Below are 15452 nucleotides of genomic sequence, written 5' to 3' on the forward strand. Positions count from 1 at the left end.
AAATAGTAATTTTTATCGTGCTTTTTGAACATCCTCATATATATAGGATTTTGAAAGGGGAAAAACAATGACAAAATATATTTTCGTTACTGGCGGAGTTGTATCATCATTAGGGAAAGGTATTACAGCAGCATCATTGGGAAGATTATTAAAAAATAGAGGATTAAATGTAACCATTCAAAAGTTTGATCCATATATTAATGTCGACCCTGGAACGATGAGTCCATATCAACACGGAGAAGTTTTTGTTACTGATGATGGAGCTGAAACAGATTTAGATTTAGGTCATTATGAACGATTTATAGATATAAATTTGAATAAATACAGTAATGTAACAACAGGGAAAATTTATTCAACTGTATTAAAAAAAGAACGACGTGGTGATTATTTAGGTGGAACTGTTCAAGTTATACCACACATCACGAATGAAATTAAAGAACGTGTCTTTAGGGCTGGGCGAGAAACAAACGCTGATGTTGTTATTACAGAAATCGGTGGAACAGTAGGGGACATCGAGTCTTTACCATTCTTAGAAGCCATACGACAAATTAAGAGTGATATCGGAAGAGACAATGTAATGTACATTCATTGTACATTAGTTCCATACCTTAAAGCAGCTGGCGAAATGAAAACAAAGCCTACACAACATAGTGTAAAAGAGCTTCGTAGCTTAGGAATTCAACCTAATGTTATCGTTGTTAGAACAGAAATGCCGATATCTGATGATATGAAAGATAAAATTGCATTGTTCTGCGATATTGATTCGAAGGCTGTCGTAGAAATGCGTGATGCAGATACATTGTATTCTGTACCACTTGCAGTTCAAGAGCAAAAGCTGGATCAAATTACATGTGATCACCTGAAGTTACCTTGTAAACCTGCTGATATGACTGAATGGGAAGAGCTTGTTAATAAGGTGAAAAACCTTTCGAATAAAACAACAATTGCCCTTGTTGGTAAGTATGTTGAATTACAGGATGCATATATATCAGTTGTTGAGGCAATGCGTCATGCAGGTTATGCATTTGATACAGATGTCAATATTAAGTGGATTAATTCAGAACATGTGACGAAAGATAATGTTGTTAATCTACTATCAGAAGCAGATGGTATATTGGTACCGGGTGGTTTCGGAGACCGTGGTATTGAAGGAAAAATTTTAGCGATTCAGTATGCGCGTGAAAATAAAGTTCCATTTTTAGGAATATGTTTAGGGATGCAATTAGCTTCAGTTGAATTTGCACGTAATGTTGTTGGCTTGCAAGGTGCTCATTCTGCAGAAATAGATCCTGAAACACCTCATCCTGTCATTGATTTATTGCCTGAGCAAAAGGATATTGAGGATTTGGGTGGCACATTAAGATTAGGTCTTTATCCATGTAAATTATCAGATGGAACAAAAGCCTCTGAAGCATATAAAGATGAGGTAATTTATGAACGCCATCGTCACCGCTATGAATTTAATAATCAATATCGCCAAATGCTTGAAGAAAAAGGGTTTGTATTTTCTGGGACAAGTCCTGATGGACGTCTTGTAGAAATAATCGAATTAAAAGATCATCCTTGGTTTGTTGCATCACAATTTCATCCGGAATTTACGTCACGACCAACTAGGCCTCAACGATTATTCCATGACTTCATCCAAGCTTCAATAGTAACAAAAGCGTAGCCGACTGGTAGTTCCGACAAGCGCTGGAAGCATATCATATGAAGGTGTAATTTGCCTTCGGATGATATGCTGAAGCGACCTCGAAGGACTAGGAGGCGGAGCTGGATAGTAACAAAAGCGTAGCCGACTGGCAGTTCCGACAAGCGCTGGAAGCATATCACCAGAAGGAGCTTTTTCCTGCTGGTGAAATGATGAAGTATGAGGAATCGAAGCTAGTTATATTAAAGAGTAGATGACATAATGTCACTTCAGCCTATGTTCATCGAAGATTTAATGTGAATAAAAAACAAGAAAAGCCTAATGAGGATAAATTCCATTAGGCTTTTATGCATTCTTTTTTCGTATGCAATTCTTTTTGAGGAGATTGATTCTGTTGTAAAAATTCTTTTATTTCTGCAACTGTAAGTTTACTATCTAGTGCTTCACATATTAAGTCAACCCATTCACGATCTAAACGAAAATTATTTTTTACACTCTCCATTTTTTCCTCCCTTAGAAAATAATCCAGGTAGCACAGCCATCATTGTTACTTCCTCTTTTCAAAAACTATTTGAATAGTTTTACGGAGAGGTAAGAAACTTTAGACCTGTAACTTTGCGCCCTTATTTTTCAACAAGTTAGCCATTTACTGGAGGACTATATCAGTTATAAAATTTATAATAAGGTAAGTTTATTACAAAAATTACAAAAAGAGTGTAGAAACCTGTCAAGGGTTAAAAAAATTTTTGAATGTGGGTTTGATAAGACTTATCCACACTTCTATTGTTTTTATGAGCAAAAAAATAGTCAAAAAGTCATAAAAACCGACAATGTAATTTTGTCGATAATTCTGAAAGGTATATATTTTTTGTTAAGATTTAGTATTCATCTAATATCTCTTGCATTGTATAAGCTAGCGCATGATAAGTAAATAAAGCTATCATAGTTGTAGGAAAGCCAAATCGTTTTCCATCGCTATTGGTTATTAAAGGTTTAGCTAACTTCGTATCGATAACAATATCTACTATGTTAGAGAGTGTAATTTCATCATTATCTGGTGTTGCGACGTTGCATATTGCAACAGTAGGGATGCCTCTTTTTCTTAATGCTAATGCTATATTAATTGCTGCTTCATCGGTTGAGAATCGCGTGATCAATAGTACTCTATCTGTCTCATTAAGGGAATTGAAGTGATTGATTGAGGGTAGCTCTTTTATGTGTAATAATGGCTCTGCACCCATTGAGGATTCAATTAAAATTGCTTCCATTTCATTCACTCCATGTAGGTATATTGAACCATCACCGAATTTTGCTTGTGCCAATAATCTAGCTCCATCCTCAATTTGGAACTCTTCATTATTAATAATTTTAGTAAATATTCCGCTTAGCTGAGTAGTAAATATCTTTAGCATCTTATGTAAATCCTCCAATGGTTTATAAAATCAAGCCAGAAAGTCAAATTGGTAATAAAAACTCTTACTTATTGCTTTACTTTTCTTTAGCAAGTTTAACTGCAATTGTGCTTAAATACAAATTCCTAAATTGTATCGTTCCAACTATTTAATTCACATAGGTTGCTTTATAATAAGGGATAAACTCAAAGACAAAACGAGGGGTTAACAGACCTTTCCTTAACAACTGTTAAAACCCCATAAAAGCCCTTAAATCTAAGCTAATTTAGTAAAAATAGTAATATGTTTAAGAAAAGGACTTTTGAATAAAATTGAATAATCTAGGAAGGAATGTAAAATAAAATCAATATAAAGAAGGAAAATGTGAAGTTAACGAGAAATACAAAGTAGTTAAGTAGGGAAACTTATTTAGAGGAGTGAAAAAGAATGGGGCACAAAATACTAATTGTCGATGATCAGTATGGCATTCGTATATTACTTAACGAAGTATTTCAAAAAGAAGGCTATGTAACATTTCAAGCTTCTAATGGAGTTGAGGCATTAGATATTGTGAAAAAGCACTCACCTGACTTAGTATTGCTAGATATGAAAATTCCAGGTATGGATGGAATAGAGATATTAAAGAGAATGAGGGTAGACGATCAAGATATAAAGGTCAAGGTCATTATTATGACAGCGTATGGGAGCTGGACATGATCCAAGAAGCGAAGGATTTAGGAGCGATTACTCATTTTGCTAAACCTTTTGATATCGATGAAATTCGTGTAGCGGTGAAGGAGCAATTGTCAGTTGGTTCTGTTAAACAATGAATTTTTAGTGAAAATTGCGATGTAAGCGATTACTACTTAAGCGAAACTATTGAGCTTTGACAAGTAAGTTGGTATGCTATGAAATGTAAATAAGTTATGATCAAATGTGAGTATTCTTCAAAGGATAAAAACTGCACTGTTCAATAAATTTTGTGAATGACTCTAATAACATTTGGACAGTACATAGTAATTGATGAATTTGGATACTCTACATATGATGAACTTATAGGAAAATATACTAATTAGCTGCCTTAAGGAGGATAATGATATGCCTTTAGTTTCTATGACTGAAATGCTTAACAAAGCAAAAGATGAAGGATATGCAGTTGGACAGTTTAACCTGAACAACTTAGAATTTACACAAGCAATTTTACAAGCTGCTAAAGAAGAAAACTCACCTGTTATTTGTGGTGTTTCTGAAGGTGCTGCTCGTTATATGGGTGGATTTAAAACAGTTGTAAAGATGGTTGAAGGATTAATTGAAGATTATAACATTACAGTTCCTGTGGCGATTCATTTAGACCATGGTTCAAGCTTTGAAAAATGTGCTGAAGCAATCCATGCAGGCTTTACTTCTGTTATGATTGATGGTTCTCACCATCCACTTGAAGAAAATATTGCTATTACGCAAAAAGTTGTTGAACTTGCACACCTACACGGAGTTTCTGTGGAAGCAGAATTAGGCCGTATTGGTGGTCAAGAAGACGATTTAGTAGTTGATGATGCAGATGCAATGTATGCTATTCCATCAGAGTGTGATCAACTTGTTCGTGAAACTGGAGTAGACTGCTTTGCGCCAGCTCTAGGATCTGTCCACGGACCATACAAAGGTGAACCTAATCTTGGCTTTGACCGCATGAAAGAAGTTATGGAATTAACAGGTATTCCTTTAGTACTTCATGGTGGAACAGGAATTCCTACGAAAGATATTCAAAAGGCTATTTCATTAGGAACATCAAAAATTAATGTAAATACTGAAAACCAAATTGCTTCAGCTAAAGTCGTTCGTGAAGTCTTAGCTGAAAAAACAGAAGAGTATGATCCACGTAAATACTTAGGACCAGCTCGTGAAGCTATTAAAGAGACTGTAAAAGGTAAAATGAAGGAATTTGGTTCATCAAATAAAGCGTAAGTCTTACCAAAGGAATTACACATCATTTCTATATTGCGTGTTTTTCTTATAACATTTTCATATAGTGATTGTTCATATGAAATGGTAGGCTAGCCAAATAATCTCTATACACAGAGAAACCGCCTTTGCACAACTATTGTGCATTATTTCATTATCTTTGTAGATACTTGAAATGAAGGGCGGTTTTGTTTTTTCTTCGGCTTTTTTTCATATGATTCGCTGCGATAGCTCCCAAATTAGGTTAGAAAGTAGTTTATTGCGTGTAAAATGACTAGAACTCATGTATATTTATTAGTACGAAATAAACGAATAATTCGAAAACATTGTTTTATTATTATATTTTAGGAGGAAGAATGATAATGAAATTTTTTATTGATACTGCAAACATTGAAGAAATCCGTGAAGCTCATTCAGTTGGAATTTTATCTGGTGTAACGACAAACCCAAGTTTAGTTGCGAAAGAAAAAAATGTTTCCTTTCACGATCGTCTACGTGAAATAACTTCACTCGTACCCGGCTCTGTTAGCGCTGAGGTTATTGCTACAACAGCACCAGAAATGATTGAAGAGGGCAAAGAGCTCGCTAAGATCGCTCCAAATATTACGATTAAAGTTCCGATGACTATTGAAGGCTTAAAAGCTGTGAAAGCTTTTTCTGATGAAGGAATCAAAACGAATGTTACGCTCATTTTTAATGCAAATCAAGCATTGCTTGCTGCAAGAGCTGGAGCTACTTATGTATCACCATTCCTTGGCCGTTTAGATGATATAGGACATAATGGTATGGACTTAATTGCAACGATTGCAGAAATTTTTAATGTGCACAATCTAGAGACGGAAATTATTGCTGCCTCTATACGTCACCCAATGCATATAACAGAAGCTGCGCTAAATGGTGCTCATATAGCAACTGTTCCTTATAACTTGATTATGCAACTCTGTAATCATCCGTTGACAGATCAAGGTATTGAAAAGTTTCTAGCAGATTGGAATAAAAAAAATGACTAGAAAATATTTTTAAGAGGATCATTTCCATACATTATTTTTGCTTTTTCGTGTAAACTATTAGATAATACTTAATTCATATGGGTAAATATACCAATTATTATAAATTAATATATAGTTTACTTCGCTATGGTGGATGAAAAGGGAGGCAAAAAATAAGTGTTGAAGGAATATATCGAAACCGAGTTTTTTGAGGAACTTTTGATAATCCACTTAGAAGGGAGAAAAACATGGAAAAGTTAAAAATAGCCGGTGGTTATCCGTTAAAGGGATCAGTGAAAATTAGTGGAGCTAAAAATAGCGTCGTTGCTCTTATCCCAGCAACGATCTTGGCGGATTCACCTGTCACAATTGAAGGTATACCAAATATTTCGGATGTACAAATGTTAGGTGGTTTATTAGAGGAAATCGGTGGTAACGTAGTACTTAATGATAAAGAAATGACTATTGATCCTACTAATATGATCTCCATGCCTTTGCCAAATGGTAAAGTGAAAAAATTACGTGCCTCTTATTATTTAATGGGTGCGATGCTTGGTCGATTTAAAAAGGCTGTAATTGGGTTGCCGGGAGGGTGTCACTTGGGACCTCGACCAATTGACCAGCATATTAAAGGCTTTGAAGCACTTGGAGCTCAAGTAACCAACGAACAAGGTGCGATTTATTTACGTGCTGATGAGCTAAGGGGTGCCAGAATATACTTAGATGTAGTAAGTGTTGGTGCAACGATTAATATTATGTTGGCAGCTGTCAGAGCAAAAGGGAGAACGATTATTGAGAATGCAGCAAAAGAACCTGAGATTATTGATGTAGCCACTTTACTCTCTAGTATGGGTGCAAAAATCAAGGGTGCAGGAACTGATGTCATCCGAATTGACGGGGTAGAGCATCTTCGTGGGTGCCGCCACTCGATCATACCGGATAGAATTGAAGCTGGTACATACATTATCATTGCAGCGGCAACTGGAGAACAAGTATTGGTAGATAATGTAATTCCGTTACATCTCGAATCACTTATTGCTAAGCTACGTGAAATGGGTGTTTCAATTGAAACAAGTAATGATCAAGTGCTAATTTCTAGTTCAAATAATTTAAAGGCAGTCGATTTAAAAACACTTGTGTATCCCGGTTTTCCGACAGATCTACAACAACCTTTTACTTCTTTACTAACAAGGGCACAAGGTACAAGTATTGTTACTGATACGATTTATGGTGCACGATTTAAGCATATCGATGAATTGAGACGTATGAATGCGAATGTCAAAGTAGAAGGTGGCTCATCCATTATTTCTGGTCCAGCTCGATTACAAGGTGCAAGAGTGCGAGCAAGTGATTTGCGAGCAGGAGCTTCATTGGTTGTAGCTGGTTTAATCGCTAATGGTATAACAGAAATAACTGGATTAGAGCATATTGATCGTGGTTATAGCCACCTTGAGGATAAGCTTTCAGGTCTCGGTGCGACGATATGGAGAGAGAAAATGACTCAAGAAGAAATAGAACAGTTACAAAACTTATAAATAGAGTGTTTACATTATTTGATCATTTATAAGATATAAACTTAAAAACTATAGCAACTATATAAAATGTAACTAACCGTTTAAAAGTAAGAGAAAATAGTAACAAGGTATACGAAATAGAACCTTTGATACAGTTTAATATATGCTCACTGCTTTTCAACTTACGCTTTTTAAAGTAAACTGTAAAGTTGAAGGCAATTTTTTGGGGGGGAAGCACGTATGGAACGAAGTTTATCTATGGAGCTTGTTCGGGTAACTGAAGCAGCTGCTTTAGCATCAGCACGATGGATGGGTCGTGGGAAAAAAGATGAAGCAGATGATGCTGCAACTTCTGCAATGAGAGACGTATTTGACACAGTACCTATGAAAGGTACTGTTGTGATTGGAGAAGGTGAAATGGACGAAGCACCGATGTTATACATTGGTGAAAAGCTTGGAACTGGTTATGGACAACGTGTGGATGTTGCTGTTGATCCACTCGAAGGCACTAACATTGTTGCTTCAGGTGGATGGAACGCGCTTGCAGTATTAGCTGTTGCTGATAATGGAAATCTATTGCACGCGCCTGATATGTATATGGATAAAATAGCTGTCGGTCCAGAGGCTGTAGGACATATTGATATCGATGCGCCTGTAATTGATAATTTGAAGGCTGTTGCAAAGGCGAAAAACAAAGATATTCAAGATGTTGTTGCAACAGTTTTGAACCGCCCTCGACATGAGCATATTATTGCACAACTACGTGAAGCAGGAGCGAGAATAAAGCTGATCGATGATGGAGATGTAGCAGGAGCTTTTAACACTGCGTTTGATCATACTGGTGTTGATATTTTATTTGGATCTGGTGGCGCTCCGGAAGGTGTTCTAGCTGCAGTTGCTTTAAAATGCTTAGGGGGAGAGATTCAAGGTAAACTCCTACCACAGGATGATGCAGAGGTAGAACGCTGTAAATCTATGGGACTTGATGTTAGTCGAGTTTTACGTATGGAAGATTTAGTTCGTGGTGATGATGCTATTTTCTCTGCAACAGGTGTTACAGATGGTGAGCTTCTTAAAGGGGTTCAATTTAAAGGCACCTATGGTTCTACTCATTCGATTGTCATGCGTGCAAAATCTGGAACGGTTCGTTTCGTAGAGGGAAGGCATAGCTTGAAGAAAAAGCCAAACCTTGTCATTAAGTAATATAATTATTAACTAGCTAAAACGAGGGTTTTCTTAACAACCCTCGTTTTCTTTGACTGTTTTCGCATGATTATCTTTTCACTACTTTTAATTGGTACTAATTGGATAACAATAGCAACAAAGTTTACGAAAAGAGCCTTTTCTTTTAAAAAAACTGTCTTTGCCATGATTGTTAAAGAATTAAATTAACGATTATGAAATTTTTTCACTGTAAAAAATATACATAGTGAGTAGTATCTCCCCTCGTAATCACGATAACTTATACTAAAATCACATCTAATTGTTCAAGTTTAGCAAAGAAGTATATGGGAAGAGCCTTCAAAATCATGCTAAATGACTTATTTCATATACCTTACTGTACATTGTTCATTCTTCAACAGTCATAAGTTAAGTAAGTAAACTAGACATTTTCCATGCACTGTTTTCTACGGAAAATATGCTCGTGAGACGCATAATTAGATATGTTTTGCTGTTATAAATAAAAAATAGTTGAATATGTATACGAAAAAAGGGTAAAATAGAAAGTGCTACGTAAAAGAAAAACTTGTATTCTTCTTTTTTTGCTTCATGTGAAAGCCTTCCAAACCTTCGTTTTTCAATACTAACAAATAAACTAATGAAAAATGAACAAGCAATGCGGAAAAAGAATTATCATTAATTCTACCTCTTTAATAAGATAGCTCACCTAATTATTATTCATTCCATTTTTTACCTACTTATTTAGAGGAAATAATAACATTTAAAGAGTGGTGTTTATATGAGTCTAACAATTGGAAAGTTAGAGGAAATGAAGTTAAAGGAATTGTACGAGCTTGCTCGTGAATTTAAAATAACTTATTATAGTAAGCTTACGAAAAAGGAATTAATCTTTGCCATTTTAAAAGCAAGGGCGGAGAAAGACGGATTATTATTCATGGAAGGTGTTTTAGAAATCATTCAATCTGAAGGGTTTGGATTTCTAAGACCAATTAATTATTCTCCAAGTTCAGAGGATATCTATATTTCAGCTTCGCAAATTCGTCGATTTGACCTTCGAAACGGTGATAAAGTTTCTGGGAAAGTAAGGCCTCCTAAGGAAAATGAACGATATTATGGATTACTACACGTAGAGGCAGTTAACGGCGACGATCCAGAAACAGCTAAAGAGCGTGTGCACTTTCCAGCATTGACTCCTTTGTATCCAAATAGACAAATTAAGCTTGAAACAGCTCCACATAAATTGTCGACACGCATTATGGACGTTACAGCACCTGTTGGCTTTGGACAACGTGGTTTAATTGTAGCTCCTCCAAAGGCTGGTAAAACCATGCTGTTAAAAGAAATTGCTAACAGCATTACGACAAATCAACCTGATGCTGAGCTTATTGTACTGTTAATTGATGAAAGACCAGAGGAAGTAACAGATATTGAAAGGTCTGTTGCAGGAGATGTTGTTAGTTCAACGTTCGATGAAGTACCAGAAAATCATATAAAGGTTGCTGAGCTTGTATTAGAGCGCGCGATGCGGCTTGTTGAGCATAAGAGAGATGTAATCATTTTAATGGATAGTATCACACGATTAGCACGTGCGTATAACTTAGTTATCCCACCAAGTGGACGTACATTATCTGGTGGTATTGATCCAGCTGCTTTCCATCGTCCTAAGAGGTTTTTTGGAGCTGCTAGAAACATTGAGGAAGGTGGAAGCTTAACGATATTAGCTACTGCATTAGTTGATACCGGCTCAAGAATGGACGATGTCATATATGAAGAGTTCAAAGGAACTGGTAATATGGAGCTTCATTTGGATCGTTCATTAGCAGAGAAAAGAATTTTCCCTGCAATTGATATTCGTCGTTCAGGAACTCGTAAGGAAGAATTATTAATTCCTAAGGATCACCTTGATAAGTTATGGGCGATCAGAAAATCTATGTCAGATTCACCTGATTTTGCAGAGAAGTTTTTAAGAAAATTAAGGAAATCAAAATCAAATCAAGAATTTTTTCAAATGCTTGAAGAAGAATGGAAAGCGATGGGGCATTCATCATCTAGGCGAGTTTAATTTTTGATGAAAAAAGATTTGTTAGTATCAGGTAGTTGCAAAAGATGAGAACCCTTGTTATAATTTCTCATGTGTGTTTCTAGATGGAATCTGTTAATGGGGTTATTTCCTATTTTGCTCCATTCTAGATGAATAAGAAGTGTTCTAAACATTTCTTTTGCACTTTTTAATAACCTCGATAACTCTGTCTCAGATGATTCAGGGCGGAAGGAGATGAAAATAATGAAAGCTGGAATTCATCCAAATTATTCAAAAGTAACTGTTAAATGTGCTTGTGGAAACGAGTTCGAAAGTGGCTCTGTAAAAGAAGAGGTGCGTGTTGAGATTTGCTCAGCTTGTCATCCATTCTATACTGGACGTCAAAAATTCGCTTCTGCAGATGGACGTGTAGATAAATTCAACAAAAAATACGGCCTTAAGTAATCAAGTAAAACAGGCGAGTTATTCCATATCTTGCCTGTTTTTTACTTTGTTTTATACTTAGTTAAATATAAAAATATTTGATATGAAATTACAGAAAAAAGGGAGACGCCGTTTCATGTATGTTATGAAGCAAACTGGCTGGCTTGAACTAATTTGTGGCAGCATGTTTTCTGGGAAGTCTGAAGAATTAATTCGACGAGTGAGACGTGCGCAATTTGCAAAGCAAAGTATTCAAGTTTTTAAACCACTTATTGATAATCGTTACAGTGATGAAGAAGTAGTATCTCATAATGGGACATCTATTATTGCTCATTCTGTAAAAGATTCACAAGATATTATTTCGAATGTAACGTCTACAACAGATGTAGTAGCAATTGATGAAGTTCAATTTTTTGATGAAGACATTATTCAAGTTGTTACACAATTAGCCAACCAAGGTCATCGTGTCATCGTTGCTGGTCTAGATCAAGATTTTAGAGGAGAACCGTTCGGGCCTGTTCCTGCGCTAATGGCTATTGCTGAATTAGTGACAAAGTTGCAAGCTGTTTGTGCGATTTGTGGTTCACCAGCGAGTAGAACTCAGCGATTAATAGATGGTAATCCTGCTTATTATGATGAACCAATTATTTTAGTAGGAGCATCAGAATCATATGAACCTCGGTGTCGTCATCATCATGAAGTACCAGGTAAACGTAGCATGAATATGGGGATAAATAGTAACAATGTCGGAAAATAATGCGCAGCAAATAGTTGTGCATTTTTTATTGGCTAAATTACATAACGCTTCATTTTAAGTCTCTTTTTGAGACTTTATTGCTATTTTTATTGAGACTCTTTTCATCAACTTTGTTGCTATCGTCATAAGGTTAGTAACAAAAACAACAAAGTGGTTATAAATTTTAAGTCGTCGTTATGATAGAAGAAAAGACGCCCAGAATTCTAGTTGTGTACGTGTTTATTCCCTAATAAGAAAACTACAATCAATGTGAAAACAGCTTAATATTAAGGTTTCTAGAAAAAAACAAACAATATAAAAATATCCTTTTGTTGTTACTATGTAATGTATCTGCCTAGTGGGACACCTCTGACGGATAACGAGAGCTATCATAAATGACGACATTTCTTTGACTCCTTTGTTAACGTATAATATAATTACAATGTTATGGACTAAAATTGAGGTGAATGATGTGTTTGATCGTTTGCAAGCTGTAGAAGAGCGTTTTGAAAAATTGAATGAGCTATTAAGTGATCCTGAAATCGTAAATGATCCTAAAAAATTACGTGATTATTCTAAGGAACAATCAGATATACAGGAAACAGTTCAAAAATATAGAGAATATAAATCTGTTAGCGAGCAACTTCAGGATGCAAAAGCAATGCTTGAAGAAAAGCTTGATGCAGATATGAGAGATATGGTTAAGGAAGAGATTAATGAACTTGAAAGTAATGAGTCCGAAATTGTGGAGCAATTGAAAGTTCTTCTTATTCCTAAAGATCCTAATGATGATAAAAATGTAATCATGGAAATACGCGGTGCAGCAGGTGGAGATGAAGCAGCTCTATTTGCAGGTGATTTATACCGAATGTATTCTCGTTACGCGGAGATTCAAGGGTGGAAAACCGAAGTCATAGAAGCTAGTTCAACTGGAATTGGTGGCTTTAAAGAGATTATTTTTATGATTAATGGTAAAGGTGCCTATTCAAAGATGAAATTTGAAAATGGTGCACACCGCGTACAGCGTGTTCCTGAAACTGAATCTGGTGGTCGTATTCATACGTCAACAGCTACTGTTGCGTGTTTACCCGAAGCAGAAGAAGTTGAAGTAGACATCCATGAAAAGGATATTCGAGTAGATACCTTTGCTTCAAGTGGGCCAGGTGGACAGAGTGTAAATACAACTATGTCAGCTGTACGTTTAACACATGTACCAACAGGTACAGTAGTATCTTGTCAAGATGAAAAGTCACAAATAAAAAATAAAGAAAAAGCGATGAAAGTTTTACGTGCACGTGTATACGATAAGTTTCAACAAGAAGCACAAGCTGAATATGATCAAAATCGTAAACAAGCTGTAGGCTCTGGTGATCGTTCAGAGCGTATACGGACATATAACTTTCCTCAAAATCGTGTAACTGATCATCGAATTGGCCTAACAATTCAAAAGCTAGACCAAATTTTACAAGGTAAGCTAGATGAATTTATTGATGCGCTTATATTAGAAGATCAATCCAAAAAAATGGAGCAAGACGATAATGAGTAAGCAAAAGAGAAAAATATATGAAGCCCTGAATTGGGCTTCTTCTTTTTTAAAGGAAGCAAATAGGGATGACAATGTAGGCGAATTATTGTTACTTCATCACCTTCAAATGTCGAGAACACAACTGTTTAGCAACATGAGAATGGACATCGATACTGAGATAGATAGAAAGTTTACAGAAGATATACACACTCATTGTAATGGTGTTCCGGTTCAACACATTATTGGATATGAACATTTTTACGGAAGAACCTTTCGTGTAAATAAAGAAGTATTAATCCCGCGTCCAGAAACAGAAGAGCTAGTGCAAGGTATCCTACAACGTATAGATAAGTTATTTCCAAATGGAAATCGTGTTAACGTAGTAGATGTTGGAACTGGGAGTGGTATCATTGCCATTACATTAGCTTCTGAGCGGAAATCATTACATGTCACTGCTACTGATATTGCAAAAGAATCACTAGCCATTGCGAAATTAAATGCTGAAAACCTCGAGACAGAGGTTACGTTTATTCAAGGGGATTTGCTAACGCCTTTTTTGAATAGTGATACAACTTTTGATGTGATCGTCTCGAACCCTCCTTATATCCCTAACAACGAGATTGACAAACTATCTCCAGTTGTAAAGGATTACGACCCTATGCGTGCTTTAGCTGGTGGTGAGGATGGACTTGATTTTTATCGTCGTTTTATGACGCAATTGCCTTACGTATTAAGTGAGAAGGCAATTATTGCTTTTGAAGTAGGGGTTGGACAAGGTAAGAGCGTTCAATCATTACTACAACAAACTTTTAGAAGTGCAGTTGTTGAGGTTGTATTTGATATTAACGGCAAAGATAGAATGGTATTTGCTGAGATATCTTAGTATAAAGGTATTAATGTGAAAATAGACGAAAAGGGCCCTTATTTAGGTTAAGGTCACCTCAAACATAGATACGAAATTCAAAAGCGTCTTCTTATGAAATAGCTCCAGTGCTTGTTGAGGCAGAGCAGTCGGCTCCGCCTTTCTAGATGTCTAGCTCCAGTGCCAATCCCCTCGAGGTCACTTCGCCATTTAATAAGATGGCAAAAAGCGCCTTCATATGAAATGGCTCCAGTGCTTGTCGGGGATGACCAAGGCACTTCTGCTTTTCTGTTCATCTACTAGATTTTTTTCATTTTACTAGTTTAAGATTTTTTTATATTGTCCACACTGTTTTAGTGAAGGGGCGGTGCTAGTAAATGGGGAAGAAAAACATTGCTATTATATATATTTTATTATTAGTTTTTGGAGTTAATATTGTGTTTTATGGAGAGCAAACAAATGTCCAGGCAAATGATACTGTCATTATTCCAGATGAGGCGATTCGTTTGCGCATACTTGCTAATAGTGATTCCAGTGAAGATCAAGCTTTGAAAAGGCTCATTCGAGATAAGGTAAATGAACAAATTACACAATGGGTTGAAGAGTTGACCTCGATTGAAGAGGCAAGAAAACTAATCAATACCCGTGTTCACATGATAGAGCAAATTGTTGAATCGGTACTAAGTAACCAAGGTAGTAAACAAAATGCTAGCGTAGAGTTTGACGAAGTAAGTTTTCCGACGAAACTATATGGAAACTATTTGTATCCTGCAGGTGAATATGAGGCAATATTAATTACGTTAGGTGATGGAGCTGGAGCTAATTGGTGGTGTGTTTTATTTCCTCCATTATGCTTTTTAGATTTTTCCAACGGTGAAGCAGTTGATATGAATGACAACAGTGAGAATGAGCTTAAGCAAACGAAAGAAACGAAAAATGAAAAGGTCAAAGTGAGATTTTTTCTTATAGAATGGATTTCAAAGTTATTTGATTAGGACTCACTTCGTGAACTTTGTTGCGATGTTAACTAATTGATGCGGCAAGATGTTGATTTTAGCAAATAGCCATTGTTTACAAAGAGAAGGTACCTGACAGGCTTGATTAATAGCAATGTGTTCATGTTGATAAATGAAATGATCTCTTTATATGATATTCTAGTTTTAATAATCCACAAGTTATCCA

13 protein-coding genes, 1 pseudogene and 1 riboswitch are annotated in these 15452 nt (G+C 35.9%); of the genes and pseudogenes, 12 read left to right on the forward strand and 2 right to left on the reverse strand.

Going from position 1 to position 15452, the window contains the following annotated elements:
- Positions 1-67 precede the first annotated feature (67 nt).
- A complete protein-coding gene (locus SLH48_RS09505) occupies positions 68-1669 on the forward strand; it encodes a CTP synthase (protein WP_214480896.1) in 1602 nt (533 codons plus the stop codon).
- 316 nt (positions 1670-1985) lie between these two features.
- On the opposite strand, the gene SLH48_RS09510 is transcribed toward SLH48_RS09505, so the two are convergent.
- Positions 1986-2150, reverse strand: a complete 165-nt coding sequence (locus tag SLH48_RS09510) for an anti-repressor SinI family protein (RefSeq protein WP_214480895.1) — start codon at positions 2148-2150, stop codon at positions 1986-1988.
- 23 nt (positions 2151-2173) lie between these two features.
- A riboswitch (cyclic di-GMP riboswitch) is annotated at positions 2174-2302 on the reverse strand.
- Between the two features lie 224 nt (positions 2303-2526).
- Positions 2527-3060: a DUF2529 family protein gene (locus SLH48_RS09515; protein WP_320257960.1), complete on the reverse strand. Its 534-nt coding sequence runs from the start codon at positions 3058-3060 to the stop codon at positions 2527-2529.
- A gap of 426 nt (positions 3061-3486) precedes the next feature.
- On the opposite strand from SLH48_RS09515, the pseudogene SLH48_RS09520 reads away from it, so the two are divergent.
- The 11 genes and pseudogenes from SLH48_RS09520 (at position 3487) to spoIIR (ending at position 15265) form a co-directional block, all read left to right on the forward strand.
- Positions 3487-3869 (forward strand): annotated as a pseudogene (locus tag SLH48_RS09520) (response regulator).
- Positions 3870-4137: 268 nt separating this feature from the next.
- Positions 4138-5001: a class II fructose-bisphosphate aldolase gene (locus SLH48_RS09525; protein WP_320257962.1), complete on the forward strand. Its 864-nt coding sequence runs from the start codon at positions 4138-4140 to the stop codon at positions 4999-5001.
- Positions 5002-5360: 359 nt separating this feature from the next.
- A complete protein-coding gene (fsa, locus tag SLH48_RS09530) occupies positions 5361-6008 on the forward strand; it encodes a fructose-6-phosphate aldolase (RefSeq protein WP_214480891.1) in 648 nt (215 codons plus the stop codon).
- Between the two features lie 227 nt (positions 6009-6235).
- Positions 6236-7522 (forward strand): UDP-N-acetylglucosamine 1-carboxyvinyltransferase, encoded by a 1287-nt coding sequence (locus tag SLH48_RS09535; protein ID WP_320257963.1) that lies wholly within the window; start codon positions 6236-6238, stop codon positions 7520-7522.
- 219 nt (positions 7523-7741) lie between these two features.
- Positions 7742-8704, forward strand: coding sequence for a class II fructose-bisphosphatase (gene glpX, locus SLH48_RS09540; protein ID WP_320257965.1), 963 nt, complete (start codon positions 7742-7744; stop codon positions 8702-8704).
- Between the two features lie 757 nt (positions 8705-9461).
- Positions 9462-10745: a transcription termination factor Rho gene (rho, locus tag SLH48_RS09545; protein WP_214480888.1), complete on the forward strand. Its 1284-nt coding sequence runs from the start codon at positions 9462-9464 to the stop codon at positions 10743-10745.
- Between the two features lie 222 nt (positions 10746-10967).
- Positions 10968-11168, forward strand: a complete 201-nt coding sequence (gene rpmE, locus SLH48_RS09550; RefSeq protein WP_214480887.1) for a 50S ribosomal protein L31 — start codon at positions 10968-10970, stop codon at positions 11166-11168.
- A gap of 115 nt (positions 11169-11283) precedes the next feature.
- Positions 11284-11904 carry a thymidine kinase gene (locus SLH48_RS09555; RefSeq protein ID WP_214480886.1) on the forward strand — a complete coding sequence of 207 codons (621 nt, stop codon included), beginning with the start codon at positions 11284-11286 and terminating at the stop codon, positions 11902-11904.
- Between the two features lie 442 nt (positions 11905-12346).
- On the forward strand, positions 12347-13429 hold the full coding sequence (gene prfA / locus SLH48_RS09560; RefSeq protein ID WP_320257967.1) for a peptide chain release factor 1: 1083 nt from the start codon (positions 12347-12349) through the stop codon (positions 13427-13429).
- On the forward strand, positions 13422-14291 hold the full coding sequence (prmC, locus tag SLH48_RS09565) for a peptide chain release factor N(5)-glutamine methyltransferase (protein ID WP_320257969.1): 870 nt from the start codon (positions 13422-13424) through the stop codon (positions 14289-14291). The genes prfA and prmC overlap by 8 nt, the downstream gene beginning before the upstream one ends.
- A 356-nt stretch (positions 14292-14647) precedes the next feature.
- Positions 14648-15265: a stage II sporulation protein R gene (spoIIR, locus tag SLH48_RS09570; RefSeq protein ID WP_320257970.1), complete on the forward strand. Its 618-nt coding sequence runs from the start codon at positions 14648-14650 to the stop codon at positions 15263-15265.
- The last annotated feature ends 187 nt before the right edge of the window (positions 15266-15452 follow it).

Origin of the sequence: Cytobacillus sp. IB215316, from assembly GCF_033963865.1 — a bacterium.
GTDB classification, from domain to species: domain Bacteria; phylum Bacillota; class Bacilli; order Bacillales; family SM2101; genus Nanhaiella; species Nanhaiella sioensis.

What these genes read in the sequence shown, in the direction of transcription:
- SLH48_RS09505 (WP_214480896.1), top strand. Translation starts at nt 68, where the DNA reads ATGACAAAATATATTTTCGTTACTGGCGGAGTTGTATCATCATTAGGG.
- SLH48_RS09510 (WP_214480895.1), bottom strand. Translation starts at nt 2,150, where the DNA reads ATGGAGAGTGTAAAAAATAATTTTCGTTTAGATCGTGAATGGGTTGAC.
- SLH48_RS09515 (WP_320257960.1), bottom strand. Translation starts at nt 3,060, where the DNA reads ATGCTAAAGATATTTACTACTCAGCTAAGCGGAATATTTACTAAAATT.
- SLH48_RS09525 (WP_320257962.1), top strand. Translation starts at nt 4,138, where the DNA reads ATGCCTTTAGTTTCTATGACTGAAATGCTTAACAAAGCAAAAGATGAA.
- fsa (WP_214480891.1), top strand. Translation starts at nt 5,361, where the DNA reads ATGAAATTTTTTATTGATACTGCAAACATTGAAGAAATCCGTGAAGCT.
- SLH48_RS09535 (WP_320257963.1), top strand. Translation starts at nt 6,236, where the DNA reads ATGGAAAAGTTAAAAATAGCCGGTGGTTATCCGTTAAAGGGATCAGTG.
- glpX (WP_320257965.1), top strand. Translation starts at nt 7,742, where the DNA reads ATGGAACGAAGTTTATCTATGGAGCTTGTTCGGGTAACTGAAGCAGCT.
- rho (WP_214480888.1), top strand. Translation starts at nt 9,462, where the DNA reads ATGAGTCTAACAATTGGAAAGTTAGAGGAAATGAAGTTAAAGGAATTG.
- rpmE (WP_214480887.1), top strand. Translation starts at nt 10,968, where the DNA reads ATGAAAGCTGGAATTCATCCAAATTATTCAAAAGTAACTGTTAAATGT.
- SLH48_RS09555 (WP_214480886.1), top strand. Translation starts at nt 11,284, where the DNA reads ATGTATGTTATGAAGCAAACTGGCTGGCTTGAACTAATTTGTGGCAGC.
- prmC (WP_320257969.1), top strand. Translation starts at nt 13,422, where the DNA reads ATGAGTAAGCAAAAGAGAAAAATATATGAAGCCCTGAATTGGGCTTCT.
- spoIIR (WP_320257970.1), top strand. Translation starts at nt 14,648, where the DNA reads ATGGGGAAGAAAAACATTGCTATTATATATATTTTATTATTAGTTTTT.